The sequence below is a fragment of the Chryseobacterium sp. GW821-FHT04C04 genome, assembly GCF_059420365.1.
On record NZ_JBWKTO010000001.1, the window covers coordinates 1,113,764 to 1,127,883 of the forward strand.

General features: G+C 37.8%; 10 protein-coding genes. 8 read left to right on the plus strand and 2 right to left on the minus strand.

From position 1 onward, the window contains the following. Positions 1-52: 52 nt before the first annotated feature. Complete coding sequence (locus tag AC07UM_RS05000) at positions 53-1,147, plus strand: nucleotidyltransferase domain-containing protein (protein WP_494684685.1); 1,095 nt, start codon at positions 53-55, stop codon at positions 1,145-1,147. A 116-nt stretch (positions 1,148-1,263) separates the two neighbouring features. On the opposite strand, the gene AC07UM_RS05005 is transcribed toward AC07UM_RS05000, so the two are convergent. Continuing rightward, on the minus strand, positions 1,264-1,605 hold the full coding sequence (locus AC07UM_RS05005; RefSeq protein WP_494684686.1) for a TfoX/Sxy family protein: 342 nt from the start codon (positions 1,603-1,605) through the stop codon (positions 1,264-1,266). 167 nt (positions 1,606-1,772) lie between these two features. Between AC07UM_RS05005 and AC07UM_RS05010 the strand changes: the two genes are divergently transcribed. The 6 genes from AC07UM_RS05010 to AC07UM_RS05035 all read left to right on the plus strand — a co-directional run bounded on the left by AC07UM_RS05010 (position 1,773) and on the right by AC07UM_RS05035 (position 9,737). Further along, entirely contained in the window at positions 1,773-2,288 is a 516-nt protein-coding gene (locus AC07UM_RS05010) for a DUF2975 domain-containing protein (RefSeq protein WP_494684687.1), read from the plus strand. Between the two features lies 1 nt (position 2,289). Continuing rightward, entirely contained in the window at positions 2,290-2,493 is a 204-nt protein-coding gene (locus AC07UM_RS05015) for a helix-turn-helix domain-containing protein (RefSeq protein ID WP_002980904.1), read from the plus strand. 163 nt (positions 2,494-2,656) lie between these two features. Next, positions 2,657-3,529: an ABC transporter ATP-binding protein gene (locus AC07UM_RS05020; protein ID WP_494684688.1), complete on the plus strand. Its 873-nt coding sequence runs from the start codon at positions 2,657-2,659 to the stop codon at positions 3,527-3,529. Between the two features lie 2 nt (positions 3,530-3,531). Next, positions 3,532-6,756 (plus strand): ABC transporter permease/M1 family aminopeptidase, encoded by a 3,225-nt coding sequence (locus tag AC07UM_RS05025; RefSeq protein WP_494684689.1) that lies wholly within the window; start codon positions 3,532-3,534, stop codon positions 6,754-6,756. Between the two features lie 119 nt (positions 6,757-6,875). After that, positions 6,876-7,316, plus strand: a complete 441-nt coding sequence (locus tag AC07UM_RS05030) for a MarR family winged helix-turn-helix transcriptional regulator (RefSeq protein WP_494684690.1) — start codon at positions 6,876-6,878, stop codon at positions 7,314-7,316. Between the two features lie 6 nt (positions 7,317-7,322). Then, positions 7,323-9,737 carry a TonB-dependent receptor domain-containing protein gene (locus AC07UM_RS05035; protein ID WP_494684691.1) on the plus strand — a complete coding sequence of 805 codons (2,415 nt, stop codon included), beginning with the start codon at positions 7,323-7,325 and terminating at the stop codon, positions 9,735-9,737. A gap of 156 nt (positions 9,738-9,893) precedes the next feature. Here AC07UM_RS05035 and AC07UM_RS05040 read toward each other — a convergent pair whose 3' ends face one another. Further along, a complete protein-coding gene (locus AC07UM_RS05040) occupies positions 9,894-12,188 on the minus strand; it encodes a polyribonucleotide nucleotidyltransferase (protein WP_494684692.1) in 2,295 nt (764 codons plus the stop codon). A 440-nt stretch (positions 12,189-12,628) separates the two neighbouring features. Here AC07UM_RS05040 and AC07UM_RS05045 point away from each other — a divergent pair, with 440 nt between their 5' ends. Next, positions 12,629-14,050 (plus strand): sugar MFS transporter, encoded by a 1,422-nt coding sequence (locus AC07UM_RS05045; RefSeq protein WP_494684693.1) that lies wholly within the window; start codon positions 12,629-12,631, stop codon positions 14,048-14,050. Positions 14,051-14,120: the final 70 nt, after the last annotated feature.

Here is a 14,120-nt window from a genome sequence, read left to right on the forward strand (position 1 = left end):
TACTTCTAAGGTAACAATATCACGAAAAAATATTTACAAAACTTGAAAAATTATGACCATCCAAGACCTAAAAAATAAAAACCTCCTCCTCTTCGAAGCCATCTCCGGAAGCCGGGCTTTTGGGCTGGCAACGGAGAATTCTGATACGGATATCCGTGGAGTGTATTATCTGCCGAAGGAAGATTTCTTTGGACTAAATTATATTCCGCAGATTTCCAATGAAACGAATGATATTACGTATTATGAAATCGGGAGGTTTGTAGAACTGCTGCAGAAAAACAACCCTAATATTCTGGAAATTCTGGCAAGTCCGGAAGACAGTATCCTGTACAAACATCCCCTGATGGATCTGCTGAAAACTGAAGATTTCCTGTCAAAATTATGCAAAGATACTTTTGCAGGTTATGCTGTATCGCAGATTAAAAAGGCAAAAGGTCTGAACAAAAAGATTGTAAATCCTATCGATAAAGAAAGAAAATCGATCCTGGATTTCTGTTTTATTCTTGATGGGCAGGGTTCTGTACCGTTGAAAAAATGGCTGGATGAATTCCCTTCCACTGGAGGGGGAAATGGTCTTTTACAGGAAAAATGCGGATTGGTAGGTATTGATCATACCAAGGGAATGTATGCTTTATTTTATGATGAATCGGAGACGTTGGGATATAAAGGTATTATTCAAAATGAAGAAGCGAATCAGGTTTCCGTATCCTCTGTTCCCAAAGATGAAAAACCGGCTGCTTATTTGTTTTGCAATCTGGATGCCTACTCTATTTACTGTAAAGATTACAGAGAATACTGGAAATGGGTGGCTGAGCGCAATGAAGACCGTTATAATGTCAATCATACCCACGGACAAAATTACGACAGCAAAAATATGATGCATACCATTCGGCTGCTGCAGTCCTGTGAACAGATTTTTAAAACCAATTCCCTGACGATCCGCGTAGAAAACCGCGACGAACTCTTAGATATCAAAGCGGGAAACCAGTCTTATGAAAACGTAATGCAAAAGGCAGAAAATCTGATACAGTCTATAGAAAATCATTATTCCAAGTCAAATCTTCCTGACGCTCCGGATTTAGAAAAAACAATAAAAATCCTGATTGAGATAAGGGAAAAGCTTTACGGACATCATGATGAATTATAAATGATGAGTTATGAGTGGCAGTATTGATCAATTCCAGCACTTCCACTCTCCGACTCTCAAACCCTCCCACTCTAAAACACTCTTACTCTCAAACACTCTCACTCAAACCCCACAACTCACTTCTTCGACACCTTTGCCATCGGATTATAATCAAGGCAGATTTTGACCCAGTATTCAAAATCATTTGTCTTTTGGAAACCAATTGGTTCTACATAACAATATCCTGTCAGCTGCTTCCCTTTCATGATCATCGGCAGAAATCCTTTTTTCTCCGAAACCTCATCTTCAAGTTCAGGATTATAACGGCACATCAGATTATCATGGCTGATGTTGATACACATCTTTCCGTTCACCAAAAAAGACAATCCGCTGAACATTTTCTTTTCTTCAACCTCTATATTATTTTCAATGGAAAGCCGTTCACGTACCCGGTCGGTAAGTTCAGTACTGTAAGCCATGATTTCAATTTTTATGTTATTTAAAATTAAATAAAAACGGTGATTATCACACTATTTGTTTCGGTTTATTGATAGATTCTTATTTTGAAAAATAAAATTTTATTTAAATTAATTATTGTTTTACGATAATTAATTATACATTTGCAATATCAATTATTATTCATGCCATGAACCAGACCAAAATTATTTCAAGGATTTTATTTTATATCTGCTCCTTACTTTCGGCCGGATATCTGATTACTTTTGTGTATTCTCTGCTCTGTTTGATCACCGGATTTTCAGTTACGCCATATAAAGAAGGACAGTTCCTTCACATCAATTATCCGTTTACAGAACAGCCGTTTCTGAATATCGAAAACAATTATCCCTATATGATCTTTTCTTTTATGTTGGTGCTTATTACTTATGGAATCTTTTTCTGGTTGTCTGCCAGGGTTTTCAAAGTATTTTTCCAGCAGAAACTGTTTACTCAGGAGAATATCATTCAGCTTAAGAGATTTTACCTGTATAATATTTTCATCCCGCTTCCATTAGTAATTATCGCGAGTTTCTTTGTGGAAGTAGAAAGTATGATATGGGGACTGGTGTTTATTCACTTTATGCTTGGAATTTTCTGTTTGTTTCTTGCGAATATCTTTAAGCAAGGACTACATTTGCAAAACGAACAAGACCTATTTATTTAAAATGCCAATTATAGTCAACCTAGATGTGATGCTTGCCAAACGAAAAATGCAGAGTAAAGAATTGGCCGAAAAACTAGGTATCACGCCCGTCAACCTCTCTATCCTTAAAACCGGAAAAGCCAAAGGAGTCCGCTTTGATACGCTGGAAGCCATCTGTAAAATCCTGGAATGCCAGCCGGGAGATATTCTTGAATTTAAAGAGTAGCCGCGGGTGTGGGTTTGAGAGTAAGAGTGTTTGAGAGTGGGAGTGTAAAATTTCACTTCTAACCTCTAGCTTCCAGCCACTAACTTCTAACCTCTAATTTCTAATTTCTAAATCATCATCTGCCGAAAGGCCGCCTGTCCTTCTATTCCCTAAACCCAACACTATGAATACATTATCCATCAACAACCTTAGCCTCACCTACAAAAATGGTTTCCTGGCTATTAAAGACATTTCTCTCGAAATCAAAAACGGTATGTTTGGACTGCTTGGACCCAACGGAGCCGGAAAATCTTCTCTAATGAAAACCATTGTAGGACTTCAGAAACCCACGTCAGGAACACTGCTTTTCAATGAAGTGGATATTATTAAAAACCCTGATTATATCAAGCAGAATCTGGGATTTCTCCCTCAGGATTTTGGAGTATATCCGAAAGTATCAGCCTATGATCTATTGGAACATATTGCTGTATTGAAAGGCATTACCGATAAAAGCAAGCGGAAAAATCAAATTATGGGTCTGCTGGAAAAAGTCAACCTTTCTGATTTTGCTAAAAAAGAAGTTCATACATTTTCAGGAGGGATGAAACAGCGTTTTGGGGTTGCCCAGGCATTATTGGGAGATCCGAAAATTATCATTGTGGATGAGCCTACCGCAGGATTGGATCCTGAGGAACGCAACCGTTTCAATACACTGCTCAACGATATCAGCCAGGATGTTATCGTCATCCTGTCCACGCATCTCGTTGAAGATGTCCGAAATCTCTGTTCGGAAATGGCAGTGATGAATCATGGGCAGATTCTCAGAAAAGGAAATCCCGGAACACTGATCGCAGAACTGGAAAACAGAATCTGGTCAAAACCTATTGACAAAAACGAACTGGAAAGCTATCATTCCAGCTATGAGATCATCAGCAGACAACTTCTCGAAAGAGAACTTCACATTACCATATTTTCTGAAGAATCTCCCAAGGACTTTAGTTCCGTACCCCCTTTACTGGAACACGTTTACTTCCATACACTCACCCAAAAACCTTAATCATGAACACTCTGTTTTTATTCGAAGCCAGACGCAGCACCCAGCACTGGCTCACCTATCTTGTGGCCTTACTCTTGGTAGGGATCGGTATTTTTTGCGGGAATCAGTTTAATCTTTCGGTAGGAGAAGGAATTTATTTAAACTCCCCCTACACCATTGGTTTTATGACCGGAATGCTGAGTCTTGCCGTGATTTTTTTTGCCACTGTGTATGCCTTACAACTGTTGTTTAAAGATCAGGATTCAAAATTTGACAGCATTCTGTTTTCATTTCTATTTTCAAAATCAACCTATCTGAAAGGGAAATTCATCGCTTACTTTCTTCAGACATTTGTAAGTTTCTCTTTCTTAATGACTGGATTTCTCATAGGTCAGATGATGCGTACCGGAAGTGAAATGCAGGAAGATTTTCATATCATCCATTACCTCTACCCATTATTACTTTTCGGTTTTACCAACAGCTTGTTTGTCTGCAGTTTTCTGTTTCTCATTGCTGTTATTGTCAAAAGAAAACTACTGGTTGTAGTGGGCGGGCTGCTTCTATATGTGCTCTATATGATTATTTTGCTGTTTTCCAACTCCCCTTTTATGGCCGGAAGCCTGCCTCAGTCATTGGAAATACAGCAGTTTTCAGCGTTCATTGATCCTTTTGGTCTATCTGCTTATTTTATGCAGGCCCGTGATCTTAGTTCGCATCAGAAAAACATTCAGATGGTTCCTTTTACAGGATATCTGTTGTTCAACAGGCTTCTATTTTTCTTTATATCGGTGGGAATTCTTTTCCTTTCACTCAGATTATTTTCTTTTTCCAATACCTCCGGGAAGAAAGTAAAAACATTGTCAAACGTTCATACACTATCTGAAACAAATGCCTCAGAATACTCCACAGTTACCCCAAGTTTTAATCAGTTGAACTCTTTCCGGTCCGTACTCTCTTTTACAAAAACTGATCTTACCTACCTGTTCAAGAGCATTGCTGTTCCTGCTGTATCCATCCTTTTGTTATTTTGTGTCGGAATGGAAATGTATGCCGAAATTGAAAAGGGAATCCGCCTTCCGCAAAAGTATGCAGGTTCAGGGCTTATGGCTGCAACGATCTCAGAAAACTTTCACCTTCTTGGATTGCTTATTTCAGCTTATTTTCTGAACGATGTCTATTGGAGAAGCCAATCTTCCGGATTTTTCCTGATTGAAAACAGCACTTTTTTCTCAAAAAACCGGTTAACCGGGCATTTTATTTCAATCAGTTTTCTGATGTTTTTCTTTACCGGAATTGTAATTATTCAGGGCATTATTTTTCAGGCGGCTTATCAGTATTTTCATATTGACTGGAATGCCTATCTCGGTGTTTTCCTTTTCAATACTTTCCCTTTGATCCTGTTTTCAGGATTGATCCTTTTGATTAATGACAGAATTCCTCATAAATTCATTGCGCTCGGGATTTCCATACTTGCGGTATTTGTATTATCAGGTCCCGTTTCCGGGAAATTGATCTCCTACCCTCTTTTCAGAATATTTTCTGATTTTAAAGGAACTTACAGTGATTTTAACGGCTATGGAATCTATGAAAAAGCTTTTGCCCAAAGACTTCTCTTCGGAGCGGGTATCATCAGTATTTTGTGGGTATTCAACAGTATTATAAAAATTAAAAAAGTCCCAGTCATTGCATCTTGCTTCAGTATAATCCTATTGATTTCAGGAATCTTTGCCGGAATATTGTTTATGAAAGGGTATGTTCCTAAAGATAAAGAGCAGGCTATTGTAAGCTCTGTAGAATATGAAAAGAACTACCGAAAATATGAAGCTCTTCCGCAGCCCGATATTTCTGACGTTACCACGGAAATTAAACTTTATCCTTCTGAAAACGCTTACCAGATTGTTGGAAAATACATCCTTAAAAATCAAACCAACCAATCCATCAACAAAATTTTAATCAATTTTAATGATGATTTAAAACTGGAATCTGCAGTAATGACATCAGGTAATGAAACGACAAAAATTCATCAAAACGTCACGGAAGTTTCATTAAAACAGCCTCTCCTGCCTGGTAAAACGGCTTTCCTGAATTTCACATTGTCTTATCAATGGTTCGCAGTCAATGGTCATCAATCCTTTAACGCCATTATCGCAGACGGATCTTTTATGAGAATCAGCAGGTATTATCCTACGATCGGCTACCAAAAGGATTATGAAATTCAGGATGAAAAACAGCGAAGCCAATTCAAGCTTGGAAAACTCACAGCACTGAAGAAGCCGGAAGCTCCTGAAGTTTTAAAAAAGGATTTTATCAATCTGAGTATGATTATTTCCACTGAAAAGGGCCAGACAGCGATAGGAACGGGAGATCTTATGAAAAAATGGTCAGAATCCGGCCGTCATTATTTTGAATATAAAGCAGATCAGATCCCTTTCCGGTTTGCCGTTTCATCCGCAGAATATGAGATAAAAAGTGCTAATTATAAAGGAATTACCATCAATATCTTTTATCATCAAAAACATGATGAAAATGTTAATCATCTTCTTGAAAATGCCCAACTTACTCTAGATTATTGTCGGCAGAATTTCGGACACTATCCTTTTAAAACGATCAATTTTGCAGAGATCTCTTCTTTTACCAAAGGTTTTGCTGCCACTGCCTATCCTTCTGCCATCTTTATGCCTGAAGATATGATTTTCCATGCCAATATCCAGGCGGATAAGAAACAGGATGTCATCAATGAATTGGCAGGACATGAGCTTTCACACCTTTGGTGGGGAAACAGCCAGATCAACCCTGATGACAGAGAAGGTTCTGTAATGCTTACCGAAACGCTGGCGATGTATACGGAAATGATGCTTTACAAACAGATGCACGGCAGAGAAAAAATGATGGAAAGAATCAAAGTGCATCAGCAGATTTACGACAATGAAAAAGGTTTATCCGAAAATGTTCCGATCTATAAAGCCACTGGGGATGCCCCTCATATTTCTTATTCAAAAGGAGCAATGGCCATGGTACAATTGAGTCATGTGATAGGCGAAAGCAGACTCAATACAGCATTAAAAAGCTTTCTCAACAATAATCAATATCCAAAAAAACCGACTTCATTAGATCTGATGAATGAGTTTTACAAAGCTGCTCCTGATATTTCAGCCAGAAAAGAGATTGACAGATTGTTCAAAACCATAGACAATATAACTGTTAGTGATGACCAAAAAAACTCTTCTGTAAGGGCAAAATCAAAGTAAGAAATCAACAGTTTTATTTTTTTTTTAAAATATTTTTCAGGAATTGTAACAAAATAAAATGATGATTTACTAATTAATTGACATATCAATAATTGATACATCATTTTAAGTCTGAAAATATGGAAAAGTTAAATTCAATTATATTCTACAATATAGACAAAGCGATCAGAGCCTATAGAAACTATGCTCAGCGTCAGCTGAAAGCCCATGGTTTTACGATTACGATCGATCAGTGGCTTATCATCAAGGCGATTCTGGAAAACCCGGGCATTACCCAGAATGAAATTGGTGATCTTGTTTTCAAGGACAATGCTTCTGTCACCAGAATTATTGATTTAATGGTAAAATCCGAATACATCACAAGACATGTTCATTCTGAAGACCGCCGGAAAACCAATCTGGAAGTAACAAACTCCGGAGTAAAGGTAATCAAAGAGGTTCAGAATATTGTGGAGAAGAACCGCAACACAGCTTTGAAGGGAATCAGCAATGAAGAAATGGAAGTCATGTATTCTGCTTTACTGAAAATTTCAGAAAACTGTCTTAATTCTAAAAAATAAAATACAATGATCAGAATATTTACATTTATTTTTGTCTGGCTGTTGATTTCTTTCAGCAGTATGCTTTCTGCACAGACCTCGCAAAGTTTTTCATTGTCTGGAAACATCAATTCCGGCAAAGCAGAGCAGATGGAAATCAATCTCTTCGATACCCATCAGAAATTAATCAAAACAGAGATTGCTGATAACAATGGTCAGTTCAATTTCAATGATGTAAAAGAAGGAACGTATCAATTAAAGATCAATAAAAACGGTTCTGAAGTCTATCATTCTGAAAACATTGTGTTGGCAAAAAACACTGTTCTGTCTTCAATTGACCTGAATGTAAAATCTATTGAAGGGGTAACGATCACCAAAACCAAGCCTCTCATTGAAAGACAGGACGGAAAAATGATTATGAATGTTGAAAACAGTATTGCCAGCACTGGAAATTCTGCGTTTGAAGTACTGGAGAAAGCTCCGGGAGTCAATATAGACAACAACGATAATATCAGCCTCCGTGGAAAGGGAAATCTCCTGGTTCAGATTGATGGTAAAAATACGCCTATGACCGGATCTGATCTTGCCAATTATCTTAAAGGAATACCATCCTCTACCATTGAAAAGATAGAATTCATAACGAATCCTTCTTCCAGATATGACGCATCGGGATCTGCAATTATCAATATCAAACTAAAAAAGGAACAAAGAAAAGGAACCAACGGAAGCATTTCAACCTCTCTGGGTACGGGTAAATACGTGAAAAACAACAATAGTTTCAGCATTAACCACAGGAATAAGAAAATCAATATTTTTGGAAATTACAGCTTTGCTTACAGGGAAGCTTACAACGGTCTGGTACTGGACAGAAATTTCTATGAAGCTAACAATTTCAAAAAAGCATATGTACAGGATAATTATTTGAAATTCAAATTCAACAGTCATCTTGCCAAAGCAGGAATGGATTATTATCTGAATGATAAAAATGTACTTGGATTTTCTGTAGGACTGGTTTCAAACAAGTTCAATATCAACGGAGATAATTCTAACGTGACCCTGGGCAGCAATCACCTTCCTGAAAGCTCTTTCACAACCGTCAACAGATCAAATGACCACTGGACCAATCTTTCATTTAATCTTAATCATAAATACACGATAGATTCTCTAGGTTCTGAAATCTCAACCGATTTTGACTATATCAATTACACGAATTCTTCTTTACAAAGTTTTGATACCAGTACTCATGAAATAGCCAGTGGTATGAACAATCTTGATATTATCAAAGGGGATATGGACGGAAAATTGAATATTTATTCTTTAAAGTCTGATCTGACGAAAAACTTAAAGAACGACTGGAAGCTGGAAAGCGGCGTTAAAACGAGTTTTGTAAAGACGGACAATGATCTGAAATTCTTCAATGCAAGCTCAGGAGTTTCCATTCCCGATTTGTCTAAAACCAATCATTTCATTTACGAAGAAAACATCAATGCAGTCTACGGAAATGTCTCTAAAAAATGGGAGAAATTTAAAGCTAATGCAGGATTGAGACTTGAAAACACGAACGTCAAAGGCACTCAGATTACAACCAACCAGATCAACAAAAGAAATTATACCCAGCTATTTCCAAGTGCTGTTTTTTCCTATGATCTTACAGATAAAAGTAACCTGGAAGTCAATTTCAGCAGAAGGATTACAAGACCAAGCTACAATCAGCTGAATCCTTTTAAGTTCTATCTTGATCCTACCACGCTGAAGGCCGGAAACCCGGACCTGAATCCGCAGATCACGATGAATTATGAACTGACGTACAGTCTTAGCAATAAATATTTCGCCACGTTAAGCTACAGCAAGACTTCTGACAACATTACAGACATCTTAAAACCTGTTATAGAAAACGGACAGATTGTAACGGTACAGACGATTGAAAACCTAAGTTCGGCTTCTTATTTTGGGTTAAACCTGATCGCTCCGGTAAAGGTGACCCCATGGTGGGAGATGAACAACAGTGCCAATTTCTACTATGGTTCATACACTGGAAATGTTTCCGGAACCCAGATCAATAACCAGGGGAATTTTACCTTTAGCATCAACAGTATTAATTCCTTTAAACTAGGAAATGGTTTCTCCGCTGAACTTACCGGAAATTATAAAGCCAGAGAAGTCTATGCCTATCTGAATGTGAGCCCTAACTGGTATTTAAACATTGGTGCACAGAAGAAATTTAAGAACAACAGTGTACTGAAGCTCTCTTTCACAGATATTTTCTTTACCAGCAACATCAAAGGACAGACTGTTTATAATGATTATATAGAAAACTTTGCGGTAAAAAGAGATTCGCGTGTCGCCACCATCTCCTATACTTATAATTTTGGTTCTTCTAAAAATGGGCAGCCTAGAAAAACGGGAGGTGCTGAGGATCTTAAGCAGAGAATCGGAAGCTAGTAACAACAGTCATTGCGAGCCAAAGGCGAAGCAATCTCACTTTTGAAAATTTAAATAAAAATGATGAGATTGCCTCAATGTTACACATTTCGCAATGACATAAAAGCAAAAATCCCTCAAAACTGAGGGATTTTTTATATCTAAGAATGAATCTTATTAAGCTTCGTTAGAAGGCGTTTCGTTTTCCACTTGGTTTTCTCCTTGTGGTTTTTCTCCTTCAGGTCTTCTTTGTCCTTCTGGTCTTCTCTGTCCCTCAGGTCTTCCTTGTCCTTCCGGTCTTCTTTGACCTTCTGGTCTTCCTTGTCCTTCTGGTCTATTTTGTCCTTCTGGTCTTGCTGGTCTTGGTAAAAGAACTTTACGAGAAAGTTTCATTTTCTTACGGTCATCGTAACCCATGAACTTCACTTCTACTTCATCACCTTCTGCATATGGAACTTTGTCAAGACGAGCCCACTCAATTTCAGAAATGTGAAGAAGTCCTTCTGTACCTTTAGCAATAGCAACAAAAGCACCGAAATCCATTACTTTCACAACTTTTCCGCTGTAAACTTCGCCTACAACCGGTACGAAAGTAATTTCGTTAATTTTTGCAACAGCAGCATTGATTTTCTCTCTGTCTTTTCCTGCAATCTCGATACGTCCGATCTCTCCTACTTCTTCAATAGCAATCACTGTATCAGTATCTTTCTGCATCTGCTGAATGATTTTTCCTCCAGGTCCGATTACAGCGCCAATGAAGTCTTTAGAGATCTCCATTACTACCATTTTAGGAGCGTGAGGTTTCACATCTGCTCTTGGCTCAGCAATAGTTTCAGTGATTTTATTTAAGATGTGTAATCTTCCGTCTCTAGCCTGCATCAAAGCCTTTTCCATGATATCCATAGAAAGACCCTGAATTTTGATATCCATCTGACAAGCAGTGATACCGTCTGCAGTACCTGTTACTTTGAAGTCCATATCTCCCAGGTGATCTTCATCTCCTAAGATGTCAGAAAGTACCGTGAATTTACCAGATTTTGTATCCGTGATCAATCCCATTGCAATCCCGGAAACAGGTTTTGTAATCTTTACCCCAGCATCCATTAATGCTAATGTTCCTGCACAAACTGTTGCCATTGAAGACGAACCGTTTGATTCCAGGATATCAGAAACAATTCTGATGGTATATGGATTTTCTTCAGGAATAACTGCCTGTAATGCTCTTTGAGCAAGGTTCCCGTGTCCTACTTCTCTTCTTGAAGTACCTCTTAAAGGTCTTGCTTCACCTGTTGAGAAAGGAGGGAAATTATAATGTAAGAAGAATTTTTCGTCGTGCTGAGAAATAACGCTGTCTACCATGTTCGCATCTTTCACAGAACCTAAAGTTACTGCTGTTAAAGACTGAGTTTCACCTCTTGTAAACACTGCAGAACCGTGAGCTCCCGGAAGGTAGTCAATTTCTGACCAGATCGGACGGATCGTCTGAGGATCACGACCGTCAAGACGGATATTGTCTTCAAGGATCATCTGACGCATCGCTTCTTTCTCTACATCATGATAATATACTTTTACGAAAGGAGTTACTCTTTCCAATTCTTCTGCATCTTCAGCATATTGAGCTAAAAATTCTTCACGAAGTGCTTTGAATTTTTCTCCTCTTTCTTCTTTACCAGAAGGAGTTCTTGCTACTTCATATACTTTATCGTAAGTCTCTTTCCAAACTTTTGCACGAATTTCTTCGTCGTGGTTTTCGTGAGAATACTCTCTTTTTGGGAAAGCCTTACCTACTTTTTCTGCTAATCTCTCCTGAGCTTCAATCTGCTTTTTAATTTCAGCATGACCGAAGATGATCGCTTCTAACATTTCCTGCTCAGAAATCTCCTTCATCTCTCCTTCTACCATTACGATTGAATCTTTAGTAGCTCCAACCATAATATCCAATTCAGAATTTTTCAATTCTTCATAGCTAGGATTGACAGAAAGTTGTCCGTCAAATCTTACTACTCTTACCTCAGACATTGGTCCATTGAAAGGAATATCAGTAATTGCAATAGCTGCAGAAGCTGCTAAACCTGCTAAATCATCAGGAATCGTTTCTCCGTCATAAGAAATTAAAGAAATCATTACCTGTACTTCAGCGTGGAAATCTTCAGGGAAAAGTGGACGCAATACTCTGTCTACCAATCTCATTGTTAAAATTTCCTGATCTGAAGGTCTTGCTTCTCTACGGAAGAAGTTTCCAGGAATTCTTCCACCTGCATAGAATTTTTCTCTATAATCTACTGTTAATGGTAAAAAATCTACACCAGGATTTGCTTCTTTATTGGCTACAACAGTTGCTAAAAGCATTGTTCCACCCATTTTTACTACCACAGATCCATCAGCCTGTTTGGCTAACTTCCCTGTTTCAATAGTGATTTCTCTGCCATCAGCAAGAGTAATCAGCTCTGTAAACGCTTGAGGTATACTCATAAATTTGTCTTCTTGATACTCCGTATTGAGTATGAATTAATATTTAAACTCTTTAAATTTCGTGTGCAAAGGTACTATATAATAATGATATATTAAATTTTTCAATTGCATTAATAGGCTCTGAAAATACAAAAAATTGGCTATCAATTGATGAAAGATTCAAAAATGTGTATCAGTACTCTCAACTTATTCATTATTCGTGAAAATAAAAAAGTGTTTTTTTAAAGATAATGCATTGAAAAATCCTGTTGTTTTTGTATTATTGTCTCAAAAAGTGAAAATAACAATCTGATGAGAGAAAAGATATCCATTTCATTATAAAAACGATTAAAATTATTGCAAAAATATAGGTAGATTCCTATATTTGCCCTACTTCACCAATTACAATGCTGTAGGAAAAAAAGTTAAGGGCCTATCCTTATACAGATAAATAAATGTTTATGACTAATAAAGAAGTACAACCGCAAAGCAGGAATTATACGGTTCCGTTGATTACCATCACCCTGCTGTTTTTTATGTGGGGATTCATCACCTGTATGAATGACATCCTTATCCCCTATCTGAAGCAACTTTTCAATCTTACCTTTTTCGAGTCCATGCTCGTACAGTTCTGTTTTTTCGGAGCTTACTTTATCGGATCTCTGATTTATTTTCTGATCTCCATTACAAAAGGAGATCCCATCAATAAATTAGGGTATAAAAAAGGAATCCTGTTCGGAATTTTCCTTGCCGCTTTTGGCTGTGTTCTATTTTACCCGGCAGCTACTTTTTCTTATTATCCTTTGTTTTTGGGGGCTTTGTTTATTTTAGGACTTGGCTTTACAGTACTGCAGATTACAGCCAATGCTTATGTTTCATTATTGGGAAGTGAAGAATCCGCATCCAGCCGACTGAATATGACCCAGGCGTTCAATGCATTCGGAACAACCATTGCTCCAGTGTTGGGAGGCCATCTTATTTTTGAATTTTTCTCTTCTCCGGACGGATCATTCAGTGCGGTAGCAACAAGAATTCCTTACTTAATTTTTGCGGGTATTCTTTTATTGGTCGCTTTATTGATTTCCAGAGTGAAGCTTCCGTCATTCCAGATGGATGAAGAGGAAGTGGTAAAAGGCTGGGGAGCTCTTGAGTTCAGCCATCTTAAATTTGGAGTATTTGCGATGTTCTGCTATGTGGGTGGAGAAGTTGCTGTGGGAAGTTTTATCATCAGTTTCCTTGAACAGCCCCAGATTATGGGCTTTAATGAAATCATCAGTAAGAATTATCTTTCTCTTTACTGGGGTGGGGCCATGATCGGCCGTTTTCTTGGAGCTATCTCTTTAAACCAATCTTTAAGCCAGGGTAAAAAGGCTCTTTATATGCTGGGGGCAGCGGGCGCTGTTTTCCTTGTGATCTTCAGTATTGTGAATCTTACCTTTGCCCAGATCAGCTTTTTCCTTGTATTCATCATTCTTAATTTCATTGCCTTTTTCGTTGGTAAATCGGCTCCGGCGAGAACCCTGTCAATCTTTGCAGCTGTCAATGTCGTATTATTGATTTCTGCTATGGTAAATCAAGGCGAACTGGCTATGTACAGTATTCTGGGAATCGGGATTTTCAACTCCATTATGTTCTCGAATATTTATACATTAGCGATTTCAGGACTGGGGAAATATACCAGCCAAGGATCTTCCTTAGTGGTAATGGCGATTTTAGGAGGGGCTATCGTTCCTATTTTCCAGGGATATCTTGCAGACCAGTTTGGAGTACAGCATTCATTTATCATTCCTGTATTCTGTTATCTGGTTATTTTGATCTTTGGTGCTTATTGTACCAAATATCTCGGTCATGTAGAAAGTACAGAAGCCAAATCAGGACATTAAACTCTATTAGATTAACATATACAAAGCGGAATATCTCAAAAATATTCCGCTTTTTTTCGATCTTATAACG

What these genes read in the sequence shown, in the direction of transcription:
- AC07UM_RS05020 (WP_494684688.1), top strand. Translation starts at nt 2,657, where the DNA reads ATGAATACATTATCCATCAACAACCTTAGCCTCACCTACAAAAATGGT.
- AC07UM_RS05030 (WP_494684690.1), top strand. Translation starts at nt 6,876, where the DNA reads ATGGAAAAGTTAAATTCAATTATATTCTACAATATAGACAAAGCGATC.
- AC07UM_RS05045 (WP_494684693.1), top strand. Translation starts at nt 12,629, where the DNA reads ATGACTAATAAAGAAGTACAACCGCAAAGCAGGAATTATACGGTTCCG.
- AC07UM_RS05015 (WP_002980904.1), top strand. Translation starts at nt 2,290, where the DNA reads ATGCCAATTATAGTCAACCTAGATGTGATGCTTGCCAAACGAAAAATG.
- AC07UM_RS05040 (WP_494684692.1), bottom strand. Translation starts at nt 12,188, where the DNA reads ATGAGTATACCTCAAGCGTTTACAGAGCTGATTACTCTTGCTGATGGC.
- AC07UM_RS05005 (WP_494684686.1), bottom strand. Translation starts at nt 1,605, where the DNA reads ATGGCTTACAGTACTGAACTTACCGACCGGGTACGTGAACGGCTTTCC.
- AC07UM_RS05035 (WP_494684691.1), top strand. Translation starts at nt 7,323, where the DNA reads ATGATCAGAATATTTACATTTATTTTTGTCTGGCTGTTGATTTCTTTC.
- AC07UM_RS05010 (WP_494684687.1), top strand. Translation starts at nt 1,773, where the DNA reads ATGAACCAGACCAAAATTATTTCAAGGATTTTATTTTATATCTGCTCC.
- AC07UM_RS05000 (WP_494684685.1), top strand. Translation starts at nt 53, where the DNA reads ATGACCATCCAAGACCTAAAAAATAAAAACCTCCTCCTCTTCGAAGCC.
- AC07UM_RS05025 (WP_494684689.1), top strand. Translation starts at nt 3,532, where the DNA reads ATGAACACTCTGTTTTTATTCGAAGCCAGACGCAGCACCCAGCACTGG.